Origin of the sequence: Micromonospora sp. MA102 (genome assembly GCF_025460765.1) — a bacterium.
Classification (GTDB): domain Bacteria; phylum Actinomycetota; class Actinomycetes; order Mycobacteriales; family Micromonosporaceae; genus Micromonospora; species Micromonospora halotolerans.
This window is the reverse complement of record NZ_JAMWEG010000008.1, coordinates 236,458-261,905: the sequence shown is the minus strand read 5'-3', so window position 1 is coordinate 261,905 and position 25,448 is coordinate 236,458. Positions and strand designations below refer to the sequence as shown.

22 protein-coding genes are annotated in these 25,448 nt (G+C 75.6%); 15 read left to right on the top strand and 7 right to left on the bottom strand.

All coding sequences use genetic code 11. The features are described 5' to 3' along the window. Positions 1 to 145: 145 nt before the first annotated feature. The 3 genes from NFX44_RS18565 to NFX44_RS18555 form a co-directional block, all read right to left on the bottom strand. A complete protein-coding gene (locus tag NFX44_RS18565) occupies positions 146 to 970 on the bottom strand; it encodes an ABC transporter permease (protein WP_262284811.1) in 825 nt (274 codons plus the stop codon). After that, a complete protein-coding gene (locus NFX44_RS18560; protein WP_262284810.1) occupies positions 967 to 1,905 on the bottom strand; it encodes an ABC transporter ATP-binding protein in 939 nt (312 codons plus the stop codon). Before NFX44_RS18560 ends, NFX44_RS18565 begins: the two co-directional genes overlap by 4 nt. Positions 1,906 to 2,069: 164 nt before the next feature. Next, the gene (locus NFX44_RS18555; protein ID WP_262284809.1) at positions 2,070 to 2,726 is read right to left on the bottom strand and encodes a hypothetical protein; all 657 of its coding nucleotides are present in this window, start codon (positions 2,724 to 2,726) and stop codon (positions 2,070 to 2,072) included. Positions 2,727 to 2,897: 171 nt separating this feature from the next. Between NFX44_RS18555 and NFX44_RS18550 the strand changes: the two genes are divergently transcribed. The 9 genes from NFX44_RS18550 to NFX44_RS18510 all read left to right on the top strand — a co-directional run bounded on the left by NFX44_RS18550 (position 2,898) and on the right by NFX44_RS18510 (position 12,110). After that, positions 2,898 to 3,680 carry a GNAT family N-acetyltransferase gene (locus NFX44_RS18550; protein ID WP_262284808.1) on the top strand — a complete coding sequence of 261 codons (783 nt, stop codon included), beginning with the start codon at positions 2,898 to 2,900 and terminating at the stop codon, positions 3,678 to 3,680. Next, a complete protein-coding gene (locus tag NFX44_RS18545) occupies positions 3,677 to 4,588 on the top strand; it encodes a 1-acyl-sn-glycerol-3-phosphate acyltransferase (RefSeq protein ID WP_262284807.1) in 912 nt (303 codons plus the stop codon). The genes NFX44_RS18550 and NFX44_RS18545 overlap by 4 nt, the downstream gene beginning before the upstream one ends. A 110-nt stretch (positions 4,589 to 4,698) precedes the next feature. Further along, positions 4,699 to 5,538, top strand: a complete 840-nt coding sequence (locus NFX44_RS18540; RefSeq protein WP_262284806.1) for a DUF4097 domain-containing protein — start codon at positions 4,699 to 4,701, stop codon at positions 5,536 to 5,538. Then, positions 5,535 to 6,164, top strand: coding sequence for a PadR family transcriptional regulator (locus tag NFX44_RS18535; RefSeq protein WP_262284805.1), 630 nt, complete (start codon positions 5,535 to 5,537; stop codon positions 6,162 to 6,164). The genes NFX44_RS18540 and NFX44_RS18535 overlap by 4 nt, the downstream gene beginning before the upstream one ends. Positions 6,165 to 6,288: 124 nt before the next feature. Further along, positions 6,289 to 6,990: a response regulator transcription factor gene (locus NFX44_RS18530; RefSeq protein WP_200206763.1), complete on the top strand. Its 702-nt coding sequence runs from the start codon at positions 6,289 to 6,291 to the stop codon at positions 6,988 to 6,990. Next, positions 6,987 to 8,543 carry a HAMP domain-containing sensor histidine kinase gene (locus NFX44_RS18525; protein ID WP_262284804.1) on the top strand — a complete coding sequence of 519 codons (1,557 nt, stop codon included), beginning with the start codon at positions 6,987 to 6,989 and terminating at the stop codon, positions 8,541 to 8,543. The genes NFX44_RS18530 and NFX44_RS18525 overlap by 4 nt, the downstream gene beginning before the upstream one ends. 62 nt (positions 8,544 to 8,605) lie before the next feature. Then, entirely contained in the window at positions 8,606 to 10,111 is a 1,506-nt protein-coding gene (locus NFX44_RS18520) for a S1C family serine protease (RefSeq protein WP_262284803.1), read from the top strand. A gap of 133 nt (positions 10,112 to 10,244) precedes the next feature. Beyond that, positions 10,245 to 10,916, top strand: coding sequence for a BON domain-containing protein (locus tag NFX44_RS18515; RefSeq protein ID WP_262284802.1), 672 nt, complete (start codon positions 10,245 to 10,247; stop codon positions 10,914 to 10,916). A gap of 75 nt (positions 10,917 to 10,991) precedes the next feature. Next, positions 10,992 to 12,110, top strand: a complete 1,119-nt coding sequence (locus tag NFX44_RS18510) for a glycosyltransferase family 4 protein (RefSeq protein ID WP_262284801.1) — start codon at positions 10,992 to 10,994, stop codon at positions 12,108 to 12,110. A 4-nt stretch (positions 12,111 to 12,114) separates the two neighbouring features. On the opposite strand, the gene NFX44_RS18505 is transcribed toward NFX44_RS18510, so the two are convergent. After that, entirely contained in the window at positions 12,115 to 13,566 is a 1,452-nt protein-coding gene (locus NFX44_RS18505) for a serine/threonine-protein kinase (protein WP_262284800.1), read from the bottom strand. Between the two features lie 176 nt (positions 13,567 to 13,742). Between NFX44_RS18505 and NFX44_RS18500 the strand changes: the two genes are divergently transcribed. The 6 genes from NFX44_RS18500 (at position 13,743) to NFX44_RS18475 (ending at position 22,247) form a co-directional block, all read left to right on the top strand. Next, positions 13,743 to 14,576 carry a patatin-like phospholipase family protein gene (locus tag NFX44_RS18500; RefSeq protein ID WP_262284799.1) on the top strand — a complete coding sequence of 278 codons (834 nt, stop codon included), beginning with the start codon at positions 13,743 to 13,745 and terminating at the stop codon, positions 14,574 to 14,576. Further along, positions 14,576 to 15,604, top strand: coding sequence for a 1-acyl-sn-glycerol-3-phosphate acyltransferase (locus NFX44_RS18495; protein ID WP_262284798.1), 1,029 nt, complete (start codon positions 14,576 to 14,578; stop codon positions 15,602 to 15,604). Before NFX44_RS18500 ends, NFX44_RS18495 begins: the two co-directional genes overlap by 1 nt. Before the next feature lie 54 nt (positions 15,605 to 15,658). Next, on the top strand, positions 15,659 to 15,979 hold the full coding sequence (gene cutA / locus NFX44_RS18490) for a divalent-cation tolerance protein CutA (RefSeq protein WP_262284797.1): 321 nt from the start codon (positions 15,659 to 15,661) through the stop codon (positions 15,977 to 15,979). 47 nt (positions 15,980 to 16,026) lie between these two features. Next, a complete protein-coding gene (locus tag NFX44_RS18485) occupies positions 16,027 to 19,752 on the top strand; it encodes an SCO7613 C-terminal domain-containing membrane protein (RefSeq protein ID WP_262284796.1) in 3,726 nt (1,241 codons plus the stop codon). 121 nt (positions 19,753 to 19,873) lie between these two features. Next, a complete protein-coding gene (locus NFX44_RS18480; protein WP_262284795.1) occupies positions 19,874 to 20,929 on the top strand; it encodes an acyl-CoA desaturase in 1,056 nt (351 codons plus the stop codon). Positions 20,930 to 21,098: 169 nt separating this feature from the next. Continuing rightward, a complete protein-coding gene (locus tag NFX44_RS18475) occupies positions 21,099 to 22,247 on the top strand; it encodes an FHA domain-containing protein (RefSeq protein WP_262284794.1) in 1,149 nt (382 codons plus the stop codon). Between the two features lie 60 nt (positions 22,248 to 22,307). Here NFX44_RS18475 and rocD read toward each other — a convergent pair whose 3' ends face one another. From rocD to NFX44_RS18460, 3 genes are all read right to left on the bottom strand, one after another. Continuing rightward, a complete protein-coding gene (gene rocD, locus NFX44_RS18470; protein WP_262284898.1) occupies positions 22,308 to 23,522 on the bottom strand; it encodes an ornithine--oxo-acid transaminase in 1,215 nt (404 codons plus the stop codon). Beyond that, positions 23,522 to 24,337, bottom strand: coding sequence for a dimethylargininase (ddaH, locus tag NFX44_RS18465; protein ID WP_262284897.1), 816 nt, complete (start codon positions 24,335 to 24,337; stop codon positions 23,522 to 23,524). The genes rocD and ddaH overlap by 1 nt, the downstream gene beginning before the upstream one ends. Positions 24,338 to 24,634: 297 nt before the next feature. Next, positions 24,635 to 25,396, bottom strand: a complete 762-nt coding sequence (locus tag NFX44_RS18460; protein ID WP_262284793.1) for a DUF4190 domain-containing protein — start codon at positions 25,394 to 25,396, stop codon at positions 24,635 to 24,637. Positions 25,397 to 25,448 lie beyond the last annotated feature (52 nt).

Sequence of the window (25,448 nt, the reverse complement as noted above, 5' to 3'; positions counted from 1 at the left end):
CATTCTCGCCTCCGGCTGGTGGTCCGTTTCACAGAAGATGCCAGAAGTTCGGCAAACGCTGCGTGTCCCGCCCACTCCTGCTAGACAGCGACGACCCCGACCGGTGACACAGAGTCACCGATCGGGGCCGTGTCGGGTAGCCGACTCAGGAGATGTCGCGGCGCCGGATGGTCAGCACGCCGATCACCCCGGCCACCACGGCGTAGCCGACGAGCACGGCGGCCCCGGCCCAGCGCGGCGGGTTGCCCGGGATCTCGGCGCCGCTCACCATCAGCGACGACGCCAGCGACGGGACGAGCAGCTGGAGCTGGTTGATCCAGTCACCGAACTTCGCGGCCAGCAGCCCGATCGCGATGGCCGCGCCGATGGCGCCGCCCAGGTAGAGCAGGATGCCGGTCACCGTGGCGCCGATCTGGCTGCGGATCAGCACACCGAGCCCGACGCCGAGCACCGACCAGAGCAGGTAGGCCAGCCCGTTGAGGGCCACCGCCCGCCAGACCGCGCCGCTGCCGAACTGGGCGCCGACGTCCGTGGCGTTCAGGATCAGCGGCGCGAAGACCAGGTTCAGCACCGTGGTGCCCAGCCAGAAGAGCACTGCCAGCAGGCCGGCGGCGACCAGCTTGGCCAGCATCACCGCGGTGCGGTGGGGCGCGGTGAGGAACGTGGTGGTCACCGTCTGGTGGAAGAACTCGCTGGTCACCACCACGATGCCGAGCAGCATCACGATGAGCAGCCCGAAGAACTGGCCGTTGGTGTAGAGGTTGGCGGCCAGGCTGTCGGCGCTGGAGACGGCCTGCACCTGGTCGGCCTGGTCGGCCGGCACCTCGCCGATGTTGCCGCTGGTCAGAGCCTCGGTCTGCAACCAGTTGAACGCCATCGCGAGGGCCCACAGCGGCACCGTGATCAGCGCGAAGATCCACCAGGTGTTGGTGGAACGGATCTTGAGGAGCTCGGATCGGACCAGATTCATCGGATCTCCGCCTTTCCGGCCGTCAGCTCCAGGAAGACCCCTTCGAGGTCGGGGCGTTCGGTGGTCAGCTCGTGCAGCTCCACCTTGGCGGCCAGGGCCACCCGGCCGACCGTCGGCGCGTCCACCCCGGTCACCAGCAGCGCGCCGTGCCCGTCGGCGTCCACCGTGGCCGACTGCTCGCGCAGCGCCGCGGCCAGCTCGTCGCCCTGCGGGGTGCGCACCCGGACCCGGGCGCCGTGCGTCATCGAGCCGATCACCTGCTCGACCGGCCCCTGCCGGACCAGCTTGCCGGCCGCGATGATCACCACGTCGTCGGCGAGCAACTGCATCTCGGAGAGCAGGTGGCTGGAGACCAGCACCGTGCGCCCCTCGGTGGCCAGCCCCTTGAGGAAGCCGCGCATCCAGCGGATCCCCTCCGGGTCCAGGCCGTTGGCCGGTTCGTCGAGGATCAGCACCCGCGGGTCGCCGAGCATGGCCGCGGCGATCCCGAGCCGCTGCTTCATGCCCAGCGAGTAGCCCTTGAACTTGCGCTTCGCGGCCGGGGTCAGCCCGACCAGGGCGAGCGCCTCGTCGGCCCGACTGCGGGGCAGGCCCGCCGCCGCGCAGATCACCCGCAGGTGGTTGATCCCGGTGCGGCCCTTGTGCGCGCTCGACGCCTCCAGCACCGCGCCCACCGTGCGCAGCGGGTCGGGCAGGTCGGCGTACCGGTGGCCGCCGATCGTGGCCTCACCCGCGGTCGGCGTGACCAGGTTGAGCAGCATGCGCAGGGTGGTCGTCTTGCCGGCGCCGTTCGGGCCGAGGAAGCCGGTGACCCGGCCCGGCTGGACGGTGAAGGACAGGTTGTCCACCGCCCGGACGTTCTTGTATACCTTCGTCAGTCCCGACACCACGATCTGGCCGGTCCCGGCACTGGGGCTTGGCTGCCCGTCGGACATCGTTCTCCTCTCCTGCCCCGGCGGGCTCGACGCACGCCGGTGGGTGCGCCGTTGCGGGGGCGCCGTGCACAGCCTTCCAACCCGGCGCAAGGGGGTCAATCAGGCGGGATGCGTACGCCCTCCTCCACCCGGGGCAGGAGCGGATCATCCGCAGGGAGGAGGGATCAGGCCGGCGGCAGCGCGATCCACGTGGCCCGCGCCTGGCCGAGCAGCGCGCCGTCCGGGCCGTAGAGGCTGGAGTGCACCTCGGCCTTGCGTCCCGCGCCGCCGACCATCGCCCCGGTCACCACGCACTCGTCGCCGGGCCGCGGCAGCGCGGTGACCTGCGCGGCGATCCGGCCCAGCACGTACGGGCGGCCGGGCGCGATCACCGCCCAGCCGCCGGGGCAGTCCAGCGCCGCCCACACGGTCGCCGGCACCACCTCGGCCGGGACCCGGAACGGCGCGGCGGTCCGCCCGTCCGGCAGGCGGCCCGGGAAGATCCGTAGCCCCGCCGGGTTCGCCGGCCCGCAGACGTAGCAGCCGGGGAAGGGGTGGTCCACCAGCCCCGGGTACGCGGCGGCCGCCGCCTCGGCCGTCGACCGGTCCACCGGCGGGACCACGGCGCGGACCGGCTCGACCCGGCGTACCTGGGCGATCACCTGGCCGTCCGGGTCACGGACCTCGCCGTCCACGACGGTCAGCGGGGTCTCCAGCGGCGGCGGCTTGCGCAGCGTGACCTCCACCGGGCCCCGGTCGTCCACCGCGGCGGCGAAGATCCCGGCGCTCCAGCCGCCGTTGCCCGAGCCGTCCGGTCCGTGGAAACGGGACTCGATGATCACGTGGCACCTCCCGGGGGTCGGCCGGCCTCGTCGCCGGGTCCGCCCGGGCAGCCTCGCACGCCGGTGCCGGCCCGCCGCGGGTGAGGGGCGTGCCGGAGCGCCGACCGGCGTTCACCGGATCGACACCCCTCATCCCCGGGGCCGGCACCCGGGCACCTTACACAGATACCCATGGCCGTTCTGCACGCCGCTGGCGCACCCCTCACGACCAGCGGATACACCCTGCTGATCGCCGACGACCCGACCCTGGTCGCGGCCGCGCAACGCCTGCGTCACGAGGTGTTCGCCAGCGAACTCGGCGCCACCCTGCACCCGGGGGCCGCCGGGCTCGACACCGACGAGTTCGACGCGTACTGCGACCACCTGGTCGTGCTGCGCGAGGGCACCGACGAGGTGGTCGGCACCTACCGGCTGCTGCCGCCCGGACGCACCGACCGCCGGTACGCCGACGGCGAGTTCGACCTGACCCCGCTGGGCCCGCTCCGCGACGGCCTGGTCGAGGCGGGCCGGTCCTGCGTGCACCCGGACCACCGCTCCGGCGCCGTGATCAACCTGATGTGGGCCGGGATCACCCGCTACCTGCACCTGCGCGGCTCCCGCTGGCTGGGCGGCTGCGCCTCGGTGCCGGTGGCCGACGGCGGGATCGCCGCCACCGAGGTGTGGTCCCAGGTCACCGCGCGGCACCTGGCCCCGCCGCCGCTGCGCGTGACGCCCCGCCGCCCCTGGTTCGCCGAGCCGGCCGCCGCCGGACGCGCCGAGCCGGAGTTGCCGCCCGCCGAGCGCCGCGCGCTCGTCCCGCCGCTGCTCCGCGGCTACCTGCGGCTCGGCGCCTGGGTGTGCGGGGAGCCGGCGTACGACCCGGACTTCGGCTGCGCCGACTTCTACGTGCTGTTCTCCCTGGACCGGATGAACCCGCGCTACCTGAGGCACTTCCTGGGCGGGGCGGCGTCGTGACCGGCGACGGGCTCTGGCGCCCCGCCTCGGGCTGCGGGCCGGGCTGCCTGCCGGCGGCCCACGCGCCGGACGTGTCGCTGCCGCGCCGGGTGGGGCGGCTGCTCGGCGTACTCGGGATGCTGTCGGCCGGGGTCGGCCTGGCCGCGCTGCTGCCGCTGCTGCCCGCCCGCGACCGGCGGGCCGCGCTGCGCGGCTGGGCCCGGGGCACGCTGCGTGCCCTCGGCGTGCGGCTGGCGGTGCGCGGCCGGCTGCCGCGACCACCGGCGCTGCTGGTCGCCAACCACGTCTCCTGGCTCGACATCCTCGCGCTGCTCGCGGTCGCCCCGGCCCGGATGCTGGCGAAGCGGGAGGTCCGCGACTGGCCGGTGCTGGGCCCGCTGGCCGCCGCGGCCGGCACGGTCTTCGTCGACCGGTCCCGGCCGCGCGACCTGCCGGGCACCGTCGGCCGGGTGGCGGGCGCGCTGCGTGCCGGCCACTCCGTGGCGGTGTTCCCCGAGGGCACGACCTGGTGCGGGGTGGCGGCCGGCTGCCGGCCGGGCCGGGGCTTCCGCCCGGCGGTGTTCCAGGCCGCGGTGGACACCGGCGCGCCGGTGGTCCCGCTCCGGCTCGCCTACCGGTACGCGGGCGACACGAGCACCCTGCCCGCCTTCCTCGGCGAGGAGACGCTCTGGGCGTCGGTCCGCCGGGTGCTCGGCGCGCGGGACCTGAGCGTCGCCGTGACGGTGGCCGCCGCGCTGCACCCGGCCGCCGGGGCGGACCGGCGGATGCTGGCCCGGGCGGCCGAGTCGGCCGTCCACCCGAGCCCGGTCCGGACGCCCGTCCGGCCCGCGGCGACCGGCGTGCGGATCGTCCGGCCGGTGGCGCCGGCCCGGGTCGCGGCGGAGGCGGAGCTGGACCTGGCCGCCTGACGCGTACGCGACACAGTCGCGACAGTCTTGTTCAGTCGCGATGTATCGCGTTATGCTTCTCCCGTCACTCGACGCGCCGCCGATCGGCGCGTCACCGAGGGGAGGACGCCATGACCACCTGGATGGTCGACAGCCCGCAACGGCTCACCATGGACGAGCCGGTCACCCGGCTGGACGTCCGACTCGTCAGCGGCCGGCTCAACGTCGTCGGCACCGACGGACCGGCCCGGGTGGACGTCACCCGGATCAGCCGCCGACCGGTCCGCGTCGAGCTGCGCGACGGCCGGCTCACCGTCGGCCACGAGCGGATGCCCCGCTGGCCGGGGATGCTCTGGTGGCTCGGCCAGCTCGGCCGCCGGTTCCGCGCCGAGGTCTCCATCGCCGTCCCCGCGCACGTGCTGGCCGACCTGCAACTGGTGGACGGCTCGCTGGTCGCCTCCGGCCTGCGCCGCGACACCCGGGTCGACGTCACGTCCGGCCAGGTCACCCTCATGGGGCTGCGCGGTCACACCTCCGCGAAGGTCATCTCCGGTCCCGTCGAGGCGCTCGGCGTCGGCGGCGACCTCAACCTCGAGACGGTCTCCGGCGAGCTGATCCTCGCCGACAGCGCGCCCGAGCGCGTCCGCGCCCACGCCGTCTCGGGGTCGATCACCTGCGACCTGGACAACCCGCGGGGCAGCGACATCCGGCTCAGCGCCATCTCCGGCAGCATCACGGTGCGGGTCCGCGAGGACAGCGACCTCACCGTCCACCTGCACACCACCTCCGGCCGGATCACCAGCGGATTCCCGCAGATCTGCGGCGGCCAGCACGGGTTCGGCGCGGTGAAGGACAGCCACGGGGTGCTCGGCGGCGGCGCCGGTAAGCTCTGGGCGTCCGCGACGTCCGGCAGCATCGCGCTGCTCGCCCGTCCCGTCGAGGACGCCGACGACCTGGAGGAGCTGCCGTGACCGCCGTGTTCAGTCACGGGCGGCTCCGGCTCTACCTGCTCAAGCTGCTCGACGACGGCCCGAAGCACGGGTACGAGCTGATCCGCCTGCTGGAGGACCGTTTCCTCGGCCTCTACGCGCCCAGCGCCGGCACCATCTATCCCCGGCTGCAACGGCTGGAGGTGGAGGGGCTGGTCAGCCACACCGCCGCCGGTGGCCGCAAGGTCTACGAGATCACCGAGGCGGGCCGGGCCGAGCTGCGGCAGCGCGCCGACGAGCTGGCCACCCTGGAATCCGACATCACCGCCTCGGTGGAGGACCTCTCCACGCTGGCCGGCGAGATCCGCACCGAGGTACGCGGCTCGGTGCGCGACCTCAAGCGGGAGCTGCGCGAGGCGGCGCGGCAGACCCGGCAGGCTCGCTGGGCGCCCCCGCCGCCGACCACCCGGCCACCCGCCAACGGCGGCCCGGGCCGGACCGCCGAGTCGCCCCTGCTGGCCGAGTTCGACCAGCGGCTGGCCGCGTTCACCGTCGAGGTCGGCGCGCTGGTACGGGCCGGCCGGCTCACCGACACCCAGCTCCGTACGGCCATCCGCCTGCTCGACGGGGCCCTGGACGGGCTCCGCCGGCTGCTCCGCCACACGTGACGCCGCGGGTGTCTCCCGGTGTGGAGACACCCTCGGCTCGCGGGGTGGCGAGGCGCGGCGGCTCACAGGTTGTTTCCAGGATCCACCCAGCGCGGGCGCAGCCGGAGCGCGGATGATGGGTGCCATGGTGGCTACCCAGACCGAGGCCAGACTGCTCGTCGTCGAGGACGATCCCAACATCCTCGAACTGCTCTCCGCGAGCCTGCGCTTCGCCGGCTTCGACGTCGCCACCGCGACCAGCGGCAGCGCGGCGCTCCACGCCGCCAAGGACCACCGGCCCGACCTGGTCGTGCTCGACGTGATGCTGCCCGACCTGGACGGCTTCGAGGTCATCCGGATGCTCCGTGAGGGTGGCACGCGCACCCCGGTGGTCTTCCTCACCGCCCGGGACGCCACCGACGACAAGATCCGCGGGCTGACCCTGGGCGGCGACGACTACGTCACCAAGCCGTTCAGCCTGGAGGAGCTGACCGCCCGGATCCGGGCCGTGCTGCGGCGCACCGCCACCGGCGAGCACGCGCCCTCCCGGCTCACCTTCGCCGACCTGGAGCTGGACGAGGAGACCCACGAGGTGCACCGGGCCGGGCAGCGGGTGCAGCTCTCGCCCACCGAGTTCAAGCTGCTGCGCTACCTGATGCTCAACGCCAACCGGGTGCTCTCCAAGGCACAGATCCTCGACCACGTCTGGAACTACGACTTCCGCGGCGACGACAACATCGTCGAGTCCTACATCTCCTACCTGCGGCGCAAGGTCGACAACACCCAGCCCCGGCTCATCCACACGCTGCGCGGGGTCGGGTACGTGCTGCGCAAGCCGGCGGCGTGAACGCCGTCCACGACGCGAAGGGCTGGCTGCGCAGCGTCCCGCTGCGGGTGAAGCTGGTCACCTCGGTCCTCGCCCTGGTGGCGGTGGCCCTGCTGGTGATCAGCGGGCTCACCGCGTTCCTGCTCCGCGACTACCTGATCGGACAGGTGGACGAGCAGCTCCGCGGCGGCGCGATGAACGTGGCCCGGTCGCTGGACCAGGCCGGCGGCAGTCCGGTCAAGATCAATATTCCGTCGGACTACGTGGCGGCCCAGGCGGCACCCGGTCAGCCGGTGGAGGTGCCCACCCGCTACGCCGGCCTCCAGGACCAGGAGCTGCCGCCCTTCCCCGCCGACTTCGCCGGCTACCGGGAGCAGGTTGGCGAGCCGTTCACGGTCCGCTCGCTGGACGGCCGGACCCGGTGGCGGATGCTCTACACCGACCTTCCCGACGGCCGGGTCATCGCCTTCGGGCAGCACCTCACCGCCGTCGACCAGTCGGTCGGCCAGCTCATCTGGATCGATCTGCTGGTGGGTGGGGCGGTGCTGATCATCCTGGCCTCGGTCGGGGCCGGCATCGTGCGTACCAGTCTGAAGCCCCTCGTGGAGATCGAGCAGACCGCGGCGGCCATCGCCGGCGGCGACCTGACCCAGCGGGTGCCCGACCCCGAGGAGGGCCGGCCCTGCCCGACCTCCGAGCTGGGTCGGCTCTCCCGTGCGCTGAACGCCATGCTCGCCCAGATCGAGGCGGCGTTCACGGCGCGGGCGGCCTCCGAGGCGGCGGCGCGCAGCGCAGAGGTCAGCGCCCGGGACGCCGCCGCCGCGGCGCAGGCGTCCGAGGCGCGGGCCCGCCGCTCCGAGGAGCGGATGCGGCAGTTCATCGCCGACGCCTCGCACGAGCTGCGCACCCCGCTGACCACCATCCGGGGCTTCGCCGAGCTGTACCGGCAGGGCGCGGCCCGGGCGCCCGAGCAGACCGCCGGGCTGCTGCGCCGGATCGAGGACGAGGCGTCCCGGATGGGCCTGCTCGTGGAGGACCTGCTGCTGCTGGCCCGGATGGACCGCGAGCGGCCGATCGCGCTGGCGCCGGTCGAGCTGCCGGTGCTCGCCTCGGACGCGGTCCAGGCGGCGCGGGCCGTGGAGCCGGACCGGAGCGTCACGCTCGAGATCGAGCCCGGCGCCGGCCCGCTGGTGGTGCTCGGCGACGACGCCCGGCTGCGCCAGGTGATCGGCAACCTCATGACCAACGCGCTCACGCACACCCCGCCGGACACCGCGGTGACCCTGCGGCTGCGGGCGGAGCCGGGGAACCTGGCCGTGGTGGAGGTGGCCGACACCGGCCCCGGGCTCACCCCGGAGCAGGCCGAGCGGGTGTTCGAGCGGTTCTACCGGGTGGACGCGGCGCGCACCCGGCGGGCGGGCGGGCCGACCAGCACGGGTCTCGGGCTGGCCATCGTCGCCGCGCTGGTGGCCGCGCACCACGGCACCGTCGAGGTGGCCGAGACGCCGGGCGGCGGGGCCACCTTCCGGGTGAAGCTGCCGCTGCTGCCCGAGGCGCCCGAGCCCGGCGAGTGACTTTCAGAAAACATTCAGGCGGGTTCCAGCCTGGTCGCAGTGCCGAGGGAGAAGGTGGAGTCATGACCGACCACGAAACCGATCCGCAGCGGTCGCCGGTTCCGGCCGACGCCGAGCCGTCGCACCCGACCGCCGAGCTGCCCCGCACCGAGAGCGGGCAGTCCGACCCCACCGTCACCCCGGCCGCCGCGCCGGTTCCGGCCGACTCCCCGGCCGCCGGAACCACCGCCCCGGCCGGACACACCGAGGCGACCACGCCGGCCAACCCGTACGCGCCGCCGGCGGCCACGCCGTACCCGGTGTCCACGCAGCCGCAGCAGACGCACCCCTGGTACGGGGCGCAGCAGCAGGGCGGCTGGGCGCACCAGGGCGGCACCGGCTACGCGCCGCAGGCCGGCGGGCCGGTTCCGCCGTACCAGACGCAGCAGCCGTACCAGCAGCACCAGCCCGGGCAGCAGTACCCGCAGCACCACACCGGACAGCCGGTCCCGCCGTGGGGCCCGCAGCAGCCGGCGCGGCCCAGCCGGGCCGGGAAGTTCATCGGCGCCGGGGCGCTCGCGCTGGCGCTGATGCTCGGCTCCGGCGTGGCCGGGGGCGCGCTCGCCCTCGCCCTCGACGGCGACGGGACCGTGACCCGCACCTACACGGCCGCTCCCGTGCTCAACAGCGCCGACCTGCCGAAGATCGCGGCCGCCGTCCAGGACAGCATCGTCACGATCATGACGGACAGCGGTGAGGGCTCCGGGGTGATCCTCAGCGCCGACGGATACGTCCTGACCAACAACCACGTGGTCGCCTCCGCCAGCGGCGACACGGTGAAGGTGGTCTTCGCCGACGGCAAGACCGCCCAGGCGAAGATCGTCGGCACCGACCCGAAGACCGACCTGGGCGTGGTCAAGGCCAGCGGGGTGAGCGACCTGAAGGCGGCCAAGTTCGGCGACAGCGACGCCATGCAGGTCGGCGACCAGGTGCTCGCCCTGGGCAGCCCGCTCGGCCTGCAGGGCTCGGTCACCGCCGGCATCCTGAGCGCCCGCGACCGCACCATCCAGGCCGGCGAGGGCGGCCAGCAGCAGGCCCCGCAGCAGGGCGCCAGCTCGATCTCCGGCCTGCTCCAGACCGACGCCCCGATCAACCCGGGCAACTCCGGCGGCGCGCTGGTCAACACCCGGGGCGAGGTGATCGGCATCAACACCGCCATCGCCACGGCCGGGCAGGGCAGCAACGGCAACATCGGGGTCGGCTTCGCCATCCCGAGCAACAAGGCCAAGGACGTGGCCGAGAAGCTCCAGCGCGGCGAGAAGGTCAGCCACCCGTCCCTCGGCGTCAGCGTGGCCGCCGCGGAGGACGGCGGTGCGCTGGTCTCCGACGTGGTCGCGGGCAGCGCCGCCGACAAGGCCGGGTTCCAGCGGGGCGACGTGATCACCAAGTTCGGCGACAAGGTGATCAACGACTCGAACGACCTGGTGGGCGCCGTGCAGGCCGGCAAGGTCGGCGACCGGGTCGAGGTCCAGTTCAAGCGGAACGGCTCGGCCGAGACCGCAACCGTGACGCTCGCCGAGACGTCATAACACCAGACCTGCCTCCTCCACGGGCGGCGGGGGACGGAGCCATGGGGTTTGGTACGGTCACCCGCCGCCTATTTTCGTGCCTCACCCGGTCCGGGTGAGCCAGGCTCACCCCGTCCGGCGGCACCCTCGGGGCATGACGACCACCTCCGCCGTCCGCACCGACCAGGACATCCAGCGGGACGTGCTCGCCGAGCTCGACTGGGACGCGCAGGCCCGGCCCACGGAGATCGGGGTGACCGTGGCCGACGGCGTGGTCACGCTGACCGGACAGGTGGACAGCTACGCCCGGCGCTGGGCCGCCGAGCGCTGCGCGCACCGGGTCCGCGGTGTCCGCGCGGTCGCCAGTGACCTGGAGGTGCAGTTGCCGGTCGCCGACGAGCGCACCGACGCCGACATCGCGATCGCGGCCAGCCGGGCCCTGGAGTGGGACAGCTTCGTGCCCGCCGAGCGGCTGGACCTGACGGTCGCCGACGGCTGGGTCATGCTCCGTGGCCAGGTGGAGTACGGCTTCCAGCGCCGCACCGCCGAGCGGGAGCTGCGCCGGCTGCGGGGCGTACGCGGGGTGACCAACCTCGTCGAGGTGCGCCCGCCGACCCCGCCCAGCGACGAGCAGAACCGCCGGGACCTGCAACGCCTGCTGTTCCGGCGGACCGGCACCGAGCGCATCGAGGTGCGGGTCAGCGGCGACACGGTGGTGCTCGACGGGGTGGTCCGCCGTTGGTGGCAGCGGGAGGAGGCGGAGCGGGCGGCCTGGGCCACGCCGGGCGTGCGCGAGGTGCACGACCGGCTCGTGGTGGCCGGCTGAGCCGCCGTTTACCGCTCGGAGCGCCGGGAAACCGCCGCCGGTCACGTACGCCGGGGGACCCATCGGGGAGGACTCGTGGCCGTGAACCAGCCGCCGTCGGACCGTGGCCGGACCGGGCACCTGCGGCTCGCCATGGTGGTGCCGCCCTGGCTGTCCGTCCCGCCGGCCGGGTACGGCGGCCTGGAGCACCTGGTGGCCGGGCTGGTCGACGCCCTGGTGGACCGGGGGCACGCGGTGACCCTGTTCGGAGCCGGCCGGGAGAACGGCACCGCCGGTGACTTCGTCTCCACCGGCTCGGAACTCCAGTTCCACCGGCTCGGCGAGTCGCTGCCCGAGCTGGCCCACCTGGCCCACGTGAACCGGCTGGTCGATCCGGCCGACTTCGACCTGGTGCACGACCACAGCACCATCGGCCCGCTGCTCGCCGGCCGCCGCCGGGTACCCACGGTGGCCACCGTGCACGGCAACCCGGTGGGCGAGTACGGCACCGTGCTGAGCAACACCGACGAGGGGGTGGGCCTGGTGGCGATCTCGCACGCCCAGCGCGAGGCCAACCCGGACCTGCCCTGGGTGGGCACGGTGCACAACGCCATGGCGCTGCGGGAGGTGCCGCGCAAGCGGGGCCCCGGCCGCGGGCCGGTGCTCTGGCTGGCCCGGTTCAGCCCGGACAAGGGCCCCGACGTGGCGATCCGCGCCTGCCGGGCGGCCGGCCTGCCGCTCACCCTGGCCGGCAAGTGCAACGAGCCGGCCGAGCGCCGCTACTTCGAGCAGGTGGTCGAGCCGCTGCTGGGCGAAGACGTCACCGTGGTCCTCAACGCCGACCGGGAGGCCACCCAGCGGCTCCTGTACGACGCCCGCTGCCTCATCATGCCGATCCAGTGGGCGGAGCCGTTCGGCATGGTGATGGTGGAGGCCATGGCGACCGGCACCCCGGTGGTGGCGCTGCGCCGGGGCGCCGTGCCGGAGCTGGTCCGGGACGGGATCACCGGGCTCGTCCGCGACCGGGCGGAGGAACTGCCGGCCGCGCTGCGCGACGTGGCCGGCCTCGACCCGGCCGACTGCATCATGCACGTGGCGGAGCACTTCTCGGTCGAGCGGATGGCCGCCGGTTACGAGGCGGTCTACCGGGCCTTCCTCGCCGACCGGGCCGCGTTCGCCGGGCGGCCCGAGGCCGCGCCGGTCACCGCCGGCTGACTCCTCAGGTTCGTCCGGATACCAGGTCCGCGGCGGCCTCGTCGAGCTGGCGGGCGTACCCGGGGCTGATGCTGCCCTCGCGCCGCCGGTCGGCGATCTTGTCGCGGAGCCGGTCCACGGCGCCGGTGAGGGCGCCCTCGCCGGTCGCGGTGCTGGCGTTGCGCAGCAGGTTGCGCAGGTCCACACCCACGTCGTCGCGGATCTGGCCGGTTGCCAGCCCGGCCTCGATGAGCCCCTCCACCCGGTGCGCCGCCTCGCTGAGGTCGCCGCCGGCGGGCGGGGTCGGCGCGCCGGTCGCGGGCGGCCGGCGGGGCGGGCCGGGCGGCTCGCCGGTGGCCGGCCCGTCGCGGCTCGGCGTCGCGGCGGACGGGACCACCACGGGCCCGGCGGTCGGCGCCGACCGCGACGGCGCCTGCCGGTCGGGCAGCAGCGCGGGCACCAGCAGGGCGGCGCCGGCGACCACCACCACGCCGGCCGCCACCAGGGGCAGCGCCCGGCGGCGTCCGGGCGCCCCGGCGGCGACGGGTGCGGGAGGGGCGGGCTCGGCCGGCGGTCGCGGCGGGGCGGGCACCGCGGGCAGGGTCACGGTCGGGGCCAGCATGGTGGCGGCCTGCGGGTCGGCGGGCAGCAACTGGTCGCGGAGCACGGCCGCCACCTGGTGCGCGGTGGGCCGCCGGCGCGGGTCGCGGGCCAGGCAGCGCAGGCAGATCTCCGCGACCGGCGCGGGCAGCCCGGGTACGCCGTCCAGCGTGGGCGCGGCGTCCTCGGCCAGCGCGGCGCTGAGCTGCTCCCAGGTGTCCGCCGGGTACGGCGGCTGCCCGGTCAGCGTCTCGAACAGCAGCACACCCAGCGAGTAGACGTCGGTGGCCGGTTGCGCCGGCGCCCCGTCCAGCCGCTCCGGCGCCACGTACGCCGGGGTGCCGAACGTGCCGCCGTCCTCGTCCTCGTCGGGCGCGCCGACCCGGGTGGCGATGCCGAAGTCGAGCACCTTCGCGCCGACCCGGGTCATCATCACGTTCGACGGGGTGATGTCCCGGTGCACGATGCCCAGCCGGTGCGCGGCGGCCACCGCCTCGGCCACCTGCGCGCCCGTCTCGACCGCCGCCGGCCAGGGCAGCGGCCCCTCGGTGAGCCGGTGCTCCAGCTCCTCGCCGCTGAGCAGCTCCATCACCACGAACGAGGTGATCGAGCCGTCCGGCGCCACCGTCTCGCCGTAGTCGTGCACGGCGGTGACGTGCGGATGGACGAGCTGGGCGGCGGAACGGGCCTCCTCGCGCACCATGTCCCGGAACCGGGCGTCGGCGGCGAGCGAGGGGGCGAGCACCTTCACCGCCACCACCCGGTCCAGCACCTCGTCGCGGGCCCGCCAGATCACCGACATGCCGCCGGCCCCGATCTGGTCGATGAGCCGGTACCTGCGGGCCAGCAGCCGGCCGGCGTGCAGCGTCGCCTTCACATCGCACCTGCCTGGGCTTGGGAGCGCTATCAGGTTGCGGGAATGTGTCCGGCCTGTCAACGGGTGTCCGTTCTCCGGTCGCGTCCCGCGCCGCGCCGGTCGCGCGGGGTGACGGGGCGACCGGCCCCGACCGGCTCGACGGAGCGGACTGTGCGGGGCGTGCCAGGATGAACGGCATGGCAGGCGGTCCGGTGGCGTTCGTGCTCGGCGGCGGGGGAGTGCTCGGCGCCGTCGAGGTGGGCATGCTCCGGGCGCTGTTCCGGGCCCGGGTCCGGCCCGACATGGTGCTCGGCACCTCGATCGGCGCGGTCAACGGCGCCCTGGTCGCCGCCGACCCCACCGAGGCGGTCACCGACCGGCTGGTCCGGCTCTGGGCCTCGCCCGAGGCGAGCGAGGTGTACGGCGACTCGGTCGCCCGGCAACTGCGGCGCTTCGCCGCGCGTACCCACCTGCACTCGCCCCGGCCGTTGCGCCGGCTGCTGGAGAGCGAACTGGGCGAGGAGACCACCTTCGCCGACCTGAAGGTGCCGTTCCGCTGCTGCGCCGCGAACATCGAGCGCGCCGCCGAGCACTGGTTCCACAGCGGACCGGTGGTGCCGGCCGTGCTCGCCTCCGCCTCGGTGCCCGGGCTGCTGCCGCCGACCCAGATCGACGGCCAGCACTACATCGACGGCGGGGTGGTCAACTCCATCCCGGTCGGCGAGGCCGTCGCGGCCGGCGCGACCCAGATCTTCGTGCTGCAGGTGGGCCGGATCGAGCGCGAGCTGAGCCCGCCGCGTCGGCCCTGGGAGATCGCCCAGGTGGCCTTCGAGATCGCCCGCCGGCACCGGTTCGCCCGGGAGATGGCGGCGCTGCCGGAGGGGGTGGAGGTGCACGTGCTGCCGACCGGCGGGCTGGAGCCGCGCGACGACAGCCCCTGGGCGTACCGGGACATCGCGGCGGTGGGGCGGCGGATCAGCCGGGCGTACACGGCCTCCCGCCGCTACCTGGACACCGCTCTGGAACGCTGATGCCGCTGCCGCCGCGGTGGGTACGCCGGATGCTGCTCGCGCCCGGCGTGGTGCTGCTCGCCGTCGCCGTGGTGACCACCCTGCCGGCCTGGGCGCTGCTGGCTCTGGCCGCGTCGCCGCTGGTGCCGGGGCACCTGCGCCCGCTGCGGCTGCTCTGGATCGGCACCGTCTACCTGGTCTGGGACGCGACCGCGCTGCTCGCCCTCTTCGTGCTCTGGCTGGCCTCGGGCTTCGGCGCGCGCAAGCGGTCGCCGGCCTTCCAGCGGGCCCACTACGTGCTCGCCGGTTACTTCCTGCGGGTGCTGTTCTGGCAGGCCCGCTGGACCCTGCGGCTGCGCATCGACGTGGTCGGCACCGACCCGGACACCGCCCTGCCCGGCCGGCCCGAGCTGGTGCTCTGCCGGCACGCCGGGCCGGGCGACTCGTTCATCCTGATCCACGCGCTGGTCAACTGGTTCCACCGGGAGCCCCGGATCGTGCTCAAGGAAACCCTCCAGTGGGACCCGGCGATCGACGTCCTGCTGAACCGGCTGCCCAACCGGTTCATCGCGCCGGGGCCCGACGGGCGGGAGTCCGCGATCCGGCAGATCGGCCACCTCGCCACCGGCCTGGACGACGACGACGCGTTCGTGATCTTCCCGGAGGGCGGCAACTTCACCCCGAAGCGCCGGCTCCGGGCCATCGCCCGGCTGCGCACCCTCGGCCTGGAGCGGATGGCGCGGCGCGCCGAACGGATGCGGCACGTGCTCGCCCCGCAGCCGGGCGGGTTGCTCGCCGCCCTCGACGCCGCCCCGGACGCCGGGGTGATCTTCGTGGCGCACACCGGGCTGGACCAGATGGTCACCGTCGCCGACGTGTGGCGCGAGCTGCCGATGGACAAGCGGATCGTGATGCGGTTCTGGTCGGTGCCGCCCGAGGAGGTGCCGGTCGGCAAGCAGGAGCGCATCGACTGGTTGTTCGACTGGTGGGCCCGGATCGACAGGTGGATCGCCGCCAACCGCAACGGGGCGGCCGCGGCCGCCGACTGACCCGGTTCGGTGCGCGTGCAGCGGACCGCCCGGGACGCCACGTAGGGTGCGCTGGTGGAGCAGATCTGCGTGGTGACGACGGTGGTGGACGCCCGCTCCGTCGCGGACGTGCTGGCGGCCGCGGCCGTCGCCGGCCGGCTGGCGGCGTGCGCCCAGGTCGGCGGGCAGGTGGACAGCACCTACTGGTGGCAGTCGGCGATCCAGACCACCGCCGAGTGGTCGATCCAGTTCAAGACCGCGCCGGACCGGGTGGACGCGCTTGTCGACCAGCTCCGCGCCAACCACCCGTACGAGGTGCCGGAGATCCTGGTCACCCGGGTGGAGAGCGGCAACCCCGACTACACGGCCTGGGTGCACGACCACACCCGTCCCTAGGTACGCCTACTCTGTCTCCCCGCCCCGCCGCTCAGGATGCTGGCGGGGTGGAGAACACCGGCTACCCCTGCCCCGGCTGCGGCACCCCCGCCGACCTCGCCTCCGGCTGTCCCGGTTGCGGCCGTCCGCCGTACGCGCCCGCCGCCGAGGTGGTCCGGCTGGACCACGAGATCGCCGAGCTGGCGCCGCGCGTCGAGGCGGCCCGGGTCGCGTACCAGGAGCTGTCCGGCCGGCTGTCCACGGCCCGGCAGCGGCGTGCCGACCTGGCCGCCCGGATCCGCCTGGAGATCCCGGCGCCGCGCCCGGTCCCGGTGCGCCCGCAGCCGGCCGCCGTCCCGGCCCGCCCCGGCGGGGCGGAGACCTCCACCCGGGCCGTGCAGAGCCTGCTCTTCGTCCTCGGTGGACTGCTGCTCGGCACCGCGGCAGTGGTCTTCACCGCGGTCGCCTGGGCCGCGTTCGGGGTGGCCGGTCGAGCGCTGATCCTGCTCGCCTTCACCGCCCTGGCCCTCGCCGCGCCGCTGGTGGCCCGGGCGCGCGGGCTGCGCGGCACCGCCGAGACCTTCGCGGCGGTGGGCCTGCTCCTGGTGCTCCTCGACGGGTACGCCGCCTGGTCGGTGGACCTGCTCGGAGTGGCCGGCTGGCCGGGGAGCCGGTACGCCGCGCTGGTCGGGGGGATCGGCGCGGCGGTGGCGGCCGGGTACGCGCGCCTGAGCCGGTTGACCGTGCCCTGGTTCGCGGCGCTGCTGACCGCCCAGCCGGTGCTGCCCCTGGCTGCGGCGGCCGCCGAACCGTCCGCCGCCGGCTGGGCACTGGTCCTGACCGCGCTGGCGCTGGGCGACCTCGTGGTGGTGGTCGCCCTGCGCGGCCGGGTCGGGTTGGCCGGCCCGTCGGGTCCCGGTGCCGGTCCGGTGGCCGGTCCGGTGGTCGGGGTCGGGTTGGCCGGCCCGTCGGGTCCCGGTGCCGGTCTGGTGGGCGGGGTCGGGTTGGCCGGCGGGGGGCCGGCCCAGCCCGAGCCGGGGGCGGGGACCGGGGGAGCGGCGGCCGGCGGGGGGCCGGCCGCCGCGCCGCCGCCCCTGCCGGACCGGTCCGGTGTGCCGTCCGCGCTGCTGGCCGGGTGGGTGCTCGCGTGGGCCGGGCACGGCGTCGCGCTGGCCGTGGCGGCGGGCTGCGCGCTGGTGCCGCTGGCCCTCGGGCGGGCGGCCGGGACGCCGCTGCTGGCCGGCGGTCCGCTGCTGGTGGTGGCGCTCGCCCTGGCCGCCGGAGCCCGGACGGCGGGTGGCCGGACCTACCGGTTGGTCACCGCCGGGCTGCTGGTGCCCGTGCTGGCCGCCGCGCTGATCCGGCCGGTCGCCGCGCTGCGGCCCGGGTTGCTGCTGCTGGCGGCGGGTCTGGTGGTGGTCGCGCTGGCCGGCGCGGTCCGGGCCCTGCCGGCCGGGCCGCGGACCGGCCCGCGACTGGGCGCCCTCCTGGTGGCCGCCGGTCTCGGCCAGGTCGCCACCGTCCTCACCGGACTGTTCGCCACGGCCACCGCGGCCGCCTCCTTCCCCGCCTGGCAGGGTGGGCGGGCCGCCGCGGTCCCGTCCTGGGGGTGGCAGCTCCCGGTCGCCGTGCTCTGCACGGCCGGCGCGGTCGCCCTGCTGACACCCCGGGCGGCCCGGCCGCTGGTCGGGGTGGTCGGTGGCGCGCTGGCCGTGCTGGCCGCGCCGGCCGTGGCGGCCACCCCGTGGCCGCTGGTGCTGGTCGCGGACCTGGCGGCGGCCACCGCGCTGCTGCTGGCGGTCGTGGCCCGGCCGCGCCGCCGGTACCCCGCCGTGGTGGTCACCGCGTTCACCGCGGCCGTCCTGCTCGGGCACGCCCTGCTGGTCGGGTGCGCGGCGCCGGGCGGCGCGGCCGCCGTGCTCGCCGTCCTGGCGGTGCTCGGCCCGGTCGTGGCGGCGCGGCGCCGCCGGGGCCGGGGCGCGCAGCCGGTCGTCGCCGGGGTGGCGCTGGCCGTGGCGCTGCTCGCCGTACCGGCCGGGGTGGCCGTCGCGCTCTTCGGCCTCGGCGCGCCGCCCTGGTGGCAGCTCCGGGGCGCGACCGCCGCCGTCGCGGTGCCGGTGGTCGCCGTCCTCGCCGTCCGTCGCCACTGGCCCGACCTGCACGGGTACGCCTCGGCCGGCCTCGCCGTGGCGCTCGCGGCGGTCGGCCTCGGGCCGCTGGCCGTGGTGGCGGGGGAGCCCGTGGCGCTCTACGCGACCGCCGGTGCGCTGCTGGCGCTGGCCTCCGGGGGCGGCGTCCGGCCCGGTCCCGCCCCGCGCGCGGTCGGCGCCGTGCTGGCCGGCCTGGCGCTGCTCGCCGCCGCCCCGACCGCCCTGGCGGTGCTGCTGGACCTGCCGGTCCGGCCCTGGTCCGGGGTGCCCGCCGTCGAGCCGGCGCCGGGTGCGGGGCGCGCCGGGCTGGTTCTGCTGCTGCTCGGTGCCGCCGCGGCGGCGTACGCCCGGATGGCGCCCGCGCCGGGTGACCGCGTCTCGCCGGACGCGCCGGCCTGGATTCGCGGGAGCGGCGGCCGGTGGCTGCCGGCGCTGGCCGGCCTGCCGTTCGGCGCGGTGGCGCTGCCGGTGCTGCTGGCGGCGGCCGGCGCGCCCTGGCCCGTGGTGCCCGCGCTGGTGTTCGGGACCGGGGTGGCCGCGTTGCTGCTGGCCGCGCTCGCCGGCCCGCGCCCGGCCGCGCCGCTGGTCCTGCTCCCGCTGGGGTTCGCCCTCACCGCTCCCGGGCTGGATGGGCTCGTCGCCACCCGGGCGGGGACGCTCGCCGGGCTGGGGGTGCTGGTCGTCGCGGCGGCCGTGGTGGGTGCGGCCGGGCGGCCGGCCGAGGCACGGCTCGCCGGCTGGCTGAGCGCCGTGGCCACGGCCACCGGCTTCGCGGTCACCGCGGCGCTGGCCGGCGGGCTGCCGCTGCGTACCGCCGGGTTCGCGGTGCTGGCCGTCGCGGCGGTGACCCTGCACGCGGCGCCGGCGTTGCGCGCCCGGATCGCCGGCTCGCCCGGACCGGCAGAGCCGGCGGGTGGGGCGACGGCGTCCGGGCCGGCGGAGGCGGCGCGGGCGGCCGCTCCGGCCCGCGCGGGCGTGGCGGTCGGTGCCGTGGCGCTGGAGGCGGCGGCGCAGGCGGTGGCGCTGCTGGCGCTGCTGCTCACCGGCGGCGCGCTGCGGCACGCGGCGGCCGTCTGCGTGCTGTGGGGCGTGGTGGTGGCCGTCCGGGTGCTGCGCCAGGGCGAGACGCCGGCCCGGCGGTGGAGCCTCGCGGCGGTCGCCGGGGGCAGCGAACTGCTCGGCGGCTGGCTGCTGCTGGCCGCCGGCGGGGTGGCGGTGCGGGAGGCGTACACCCTGCCGGCGGCGGCGCTCGCCCTCGGCGCGGGTCTGCTGGCACTGCGGACCCGGCCGGGGCTGAACAGCTGGCTGGCGCTCGGCCCGGGTCTCGGCGCGGCGCTGCTGCCCAGCCTGGTGTCGGTGCTGGCCGCGCCGGATCCGCAGCCGGCCCGCCGGCTGGCCCTCGGCCTGGTGGCGCTGGGCGCGGTGCTCGGCGGGGCGGTCCGGCGCTGGCAGGCGCCGGTCCTCCTCGGCACGGCGACCCTGGTCCCGCTGGCCCTGCACGAGCTGGCCCGCGGCTGGGACCTGCTGCCCCGCTGGATCTTCCTCGGCCTGGGTGGCCTGGCGCTGATCGCGCTCGCCGCGACCTACGAGCGGCGCCGGCGGGACCTGGCCCGGCTCCGGGCCGCGGTCGGCGGCATGAGGTAGGGCTAGCACCACCCCGGGCTGGGGGGTTGCCAGGATTACCCACCGCAGTCAATTCCCGCAGAATCGATTACGCAGAGTCGTGGCGCCGGCGTGGCGCGCGAACCGAGGAGCGGGGGAGCGGATGACCTCATCGACGTTGACGGCACCGGCGGAGACCCGGCGGGGCAGCGACTACGCGCGGCTGTCCCGCCGGGTCGCCGCCGCCGGCCTGTTCGACCGGCGACCCGGCCGGTACGCGGCCCGGATCGCGCTCACCCTGGGCGCCTTCCTGGCCGGCTGGGCCGTGGTGGTCGCGGTCGGCGACTCCTGGTGGCAGGTGCCGCTGGCGGCGCTCATGGCGGTGGCCACCACCCAGGTGGCGTTCCTCGGGCACGATGCCGGCCACCGGCAGATGTTCCGCCGGCGCGGGCCGAGCGAGGCCGCCGGCCTGGTCACCGGGAACCTCGCGGTCGGGCTGAGCTACGGCTGGTGGGTGGACAAGCACAACCGGCACCACGCCAACCCGAACCACGCCGACGAGGACCCCGACGTCGGGGCGGGCGCGCTGGTCTGGACGTACGAGCAGGCGGCGGCGACCCGCGGCCTGAGCCGCTGGATGGCCCGGCGGCAGGCGTGGCTGTTCTTCCCGTTGCTGCTCCTGGAGGGGCTGGCGCTGCACGTGGCCAGCGTGCGGGCGCTGGTCGGCCGGGAGCCGGACGGCCGGTGGCGCACCCCGGTCCGCCACCGCGCGGTGGAAGGCGTGCTGCTCCTCGCGCACACCGTCGGCTACCTCGGCCTGCTGTTCGCCGTGATGTCGCCCGGCAAGGCACTGCTCTTCGCGGCCGTCCACCAGGGGCTGTGGGGGCTGTACATGGGCTGCGCGTTCGCGCCGAACCACAAGGGCATGCCGATGCCCACCGCCGAGGACGAGCTCGACTACCTGCGCAAGCAGGTGCTCACCTCGCGCAACGTGCGCGGCGGGCGGTTCGTCGACGTGGCGCTGGGGGCGCTCAACTACCAGATCGAGCACCACCTCTTCCCGAACATGCCCCGGGCCAACCTGCGGCGGGCCCGGCCGATCGTCCGCGCCTACTGCGCCGAGCAGGGGATCCCGTACGCGGAGACCGGGCTGGTCGAGTCGTACCGGCAGGCGCTCGCGCACATGCACGAGGTGGGCCGGCCACTGCGGCAGGGCTGAGCCGCCGGTGAGCGACAAGGCTCGATTTCCGGCGTGCGTCGCGGGGCGCCGGTCGGGGCTGCCGGTAGGGTCGTCGCATGGCAGACCTGCTCACCGCGGCGGCGGTGCGAGCCGAGGCGGGGCGGCCGGCCCCGGCCCGGCGGACCGACGACACCGTCCGGAGCGCGGCATGAGATTCGAGATCAGCAAGGTGCTGGACGCCATCGAGGGTCGGGTCTGCACCGATCCCTCGCTGGCCCGGGCGGTGGTCGACCTCGCCGAGGTGATCCGCTGGCAGGACCTGGACGGCGGGCGGCCGGCCAGCCTGCTTCGGCTCGGCATGGTGATCGACGCGCTGTCCCGGCAGATGGAGGAGGACAGCGTCCCGGTCTACGCGATCGTGCACCGGGCCCTGCTCTCCGACGCGGACCTGACCTCCAACGAGCGGATGGTCGTCCGGCGGTGGGCCGACGACGGCCTGGTCGAGGTGCTCGACCACCCCGGTGACCGGATGCTGGAGGTGGCCGACCTGCTCGGCCTGCCGGTGCTCACCCGGGTCCGGTTCGACGGGCTGGGCGGCCGGTGGCCGTGGCTCGGCCAGGCCGGCCGGGTGCTCGCCCCGGTGCCGGGCGCCGGCGGCCCCGTCTTCATCGCGCACGTCGGCGGCGGGCAGACCCCGGCCACCGGCAGCCGCTCGCCGGTCGGCGCGAAGCTGCTCGCCCGCCAGTGGCGCTGCCCCGAGCCGGGCTGCGCGCTGTTCGGCGGCGGCGGTGGCGGAGGGGCCTTCGCGGATCTGGCCCGGGTGGACCGGGCGCCGGCCGGGCAGCCGCCACCCACGCTGCGCAACGGCGTGCCGACCTGCCCCCGGCACGGCACCCGGCTCGGTGACGCCGGGCCGCGGCCGCGTACCGCCGTGCTGGCCGTGCGGATCGGCGGGCTGGTCCGGCAGCGGTTCGCGCTCACCGAGAACCAGCCGGTCGCGGTCGGGCGGGCGCCCGAGGCCACCGGCGGGATCGTGCTCGGCCAGTGGCTCAACGACGAGGCGCGGCGCTGGATCAGCCGCAACCACATCCGTCTCGAACTCCGGGTGGGCGAGGTGGTGGTCACCGACACCAGCACCAACGGCTCCGGTGTGCGGCCGGGCGGCTCGATGGCCGAGCCGGACCGCGTCGCGCTGGCCCCGCAGCAGTCCCGGGTGCTCGGCGAGGGCGACCTCGTCGAGCTCTACCCGGGCGTGCAGATCGGCCGCGCCGACGAGGTGACCAGCGACGCGAAGTTCAGCCCGACCTCGGTGATGGCCGAGGCGCCCACCATGGCGATGCGGCTGCCGCGCCCCTGACGCGACGCGGAAGGGCGCCGGGACCGTCGTGGTCCCGGCGCCCTTTCTCGCGTACGCGGATCAGCCGGCCAGCACGGCGGCGAGCTGCGCCACCGCGTGGTCGATCTCCTCCTCGGTGATGACCAGCGGCGGGGCGAGCCGGATGGTCGAGCCGTGGGTGTCCTTGGCCAGGACGCCCCGCTCCATGAGCCGTTCGCAGGCCTCCCGGCCGGTCATCAGCGCCGGGTCGATGTCCAGCCCGGCCCAGAGGCCCCGGCCCCGGACCGCGACCAGGCCCTTGCCGATCAGGCCGCGCAGGCCGGCGTGCAGCCGCTCGCCCAGCTCGGCCGAGCGGCGCTGGAACTCGCCGGTGGCCAGCAGCCGGACCACCTCGGTGGCGACCGCGCAGGCCAGCGGGTTGCCGCCGAAGGTCGAGCCGTGCTGGCCCGGCTTGAGCACCCCGAGCACGTCGGCGTTCGCGGCGACCGCCGAGACCGGCACGATGCCGCCGCCGAGCGCCTTGCCCAGCAGGTACATGTCCGGGACGACACCCTCGTGCTCGCAGGCGAACGTGGCGCCGGTGCGGCCCAGGCCGGACTGGATCTCGTCGGCGATGAAGAGGACGTTCCGCTCGGTGCAGAGCTCACGGACGCCCGGCAGGTAGCCCTCCGGCGGCACCACGACGCCCTGCTCGCCCTGGATCGGCTCGAGCAGCACGGCCACCGTGTTCTCGTCGATCGCGGCGGTCAGCGCGGCCAGATCGCCGTAGGGGACCACGGTGAAGCCCGGCGTGTACGGCCCGAAGTCGGCGCGGGCGTCCTCGTCGGTGGAGAAGCTGACGATGGTGGTGGTCCGGCCGTGGAAGTTCCCCTCGGCGACCACGATGTTGGCCTGGCCCGGGGTAACACCCTTGACCTGGTAGCCCCACTTGCGGGCGACCTTGATGCCGGTCTCCACCGCCTCGGCGCCGGTGTTCATCGGCAGCACCAGGTCCTTGCCGCAGAGCGCCGCCAGCTCACGGCAGAAGTCGGCAAACTGGTCGTGGATGAACGCGCGGCTGGTCAGGGTGAGCCGGTCGAGCTGCGCGTGCGCGGCCTCGATCAGCTTCGGGTGGCGGTGGCCGAAGTTCAGCGCCGAGTAGCCGGCCAGGCAGTCCAGGTAGCGCCGGCCGTCCACGTCGGTCAGCCAGGCGCCCTCGGCCGACGAGATCACCACGGGCAGCGGGTGGTAGTTGTGCGCCGTGTGACGCTCCGCGTCCCGTACCGCGGCGGGCGTCCGCAGCATGTCGTCGATGATCACTTGAGTGCCTTTCCCTGACGGAGTCGCAACGTGCAGCACTTCGGTCCGCCGCCGGCCTTACGCAGCTCGGACAGGTCGATACCGATGGTCTCGTAGCCCCGGTCGCGCAGCTTCGCGGCCAGGTCGGTGGCCTGCGCCGGCAGCACCACGTGCCGGCCGTCGCTGACCGCGTTCAGCCCCAGCACCTCGGCGTCGGCCATGGTGGCGTGGATCGCGTCGGGGAAGAGCCGGCGCAGCACCGCGCGGCTGCCCGGGGAGAACGCCTCCGGCAGGTACGCCACGGTCCGCTCGTCGAGCACGGTGAGCGCGGTGTCCAGGTGGTAGAAGCGCGCGTCCACCAGCTGCATGGTGATCACCGGGTAGCCGAAGACCTCCTGGAGCTGCGCGTGCGAGGCGTGCGCGGTGCGGAACCCGGTGCCGGCGAGCAGGTGGTCGCCGACCAGCAGGACGTCGCCCTCACCCTCGTTGACGTGCTTCGGGTCGTACATCTCGAAGCCGGCGGCCTCGAACCAGGCCCGGTAGGCGGGCGCCTCGTCGGCGCGCTGCGGGTCGCGGAACTGCACGGCCATGGCCTTGCCGTCGATCACCGTGCCGCCGTTGGCCGCGAAGACCATGTCCGGCAGGCCGCTGACCGGATCGATCAGCTCGACCTCGTGGCCCAGGTCGAGGTAGGTGCGGCGGAGCTGCTCCCACTGCCGGATCGCCAGGTCGGCGTCGACCGGGGCGGTGGGGTCCATCCACGGGTTGATCGCGTAGTCGACGGCGAAGTACGTCGGCCGGCACATCAGAAAGCGCTGGCGGGTCGCGTCCATCGTCATGTCGTGCTCCCAGGGTTCGGGCGCGCCCGGCCACCGTGGCCCACGGGCTGGCGCCGTGGTCCAACGGTATGCGGCCCGGGTAGACGACATCCACCGCCGGAAGTTGCGTTGGGCGACGGATCATTGCGTCTACCCGACACTGCACGATCGATCGTTGCGTCCGCGGGCTCCGGACCCCGGACATACTTCGGGGGCGGCGAACCGCCGCCCCCGAAAGAGGTTGCCCGGCTGGTGAACCACCAGAGCTGATCGGGCGTGCCGGCTCTGCGCCGGCGACCGGAAAACTGCCCGTCAGAAGAGATCCGCAAACTGTGAGTCGAGCCACTCCCGGAACCGGCCGACCCAGTCGCCGTCGGTGGTCGGCCAGTCGAACTGGCCGGTCATCGCCACGACGCCCAGCACCACGGCGGCGAGGCCGACGACGATGCCGATCAGCGCGTCGGTCTTGCCGGCCACGTGCCGGCGGCGGGTGGCGATCAGGCCGAGCACGGCGAGCACCGCGCCGACCGCGCCGAGGCCGATGCCGTAGCCGGCGAGGGTGCCGGAGAGCACGAACAGCGCGCCGACCACCGAGACGATCAGCCCCAGGGTGGCGAGCAGGCTGGCCCGGGGGCGCTTCGTCGTGACCGGCTCGACCCGCTCCACGGCCGGGTCCCGGTCGACCGGCCGGTCCGGCCGGCCGTCGCGGTCGAGGTCGACGGTGCGCTCCGCGGCCGGTTCCGGGTCGGCCGTCGGCCCCACGGGCCGGGCGCCCACGTCCGGCCGGCGGCCGGTCGCCGCGCGGGCCGCAGCGGCCCGCTCCGCCGCGCGCCGCCGCGAGTCCGTGGTGGGCTCGCCCTCGCTCGCGGTGGCGGGCTCGCCCTCCACGGGCGGGGCGGCGTCGCGGGCGCGCTCGCCGTCGGTCGCGGTGGCGGCGCTGCGGTACGTGGTCCGCTCCGCTTCCCGGTCGGTGACCACCGGCCGGTCGTCCACCCGGTCGCGGTCGTCGACCACCCCGTCGTCGTTGACGTCATCGGTACGCGCCGGACCGTTCCGGCGGGACAGAATCTTCACTGGGACACCTCCTGATCTCCGGCGCGGAGACCGCGCGTGACCCTCCTGAGGT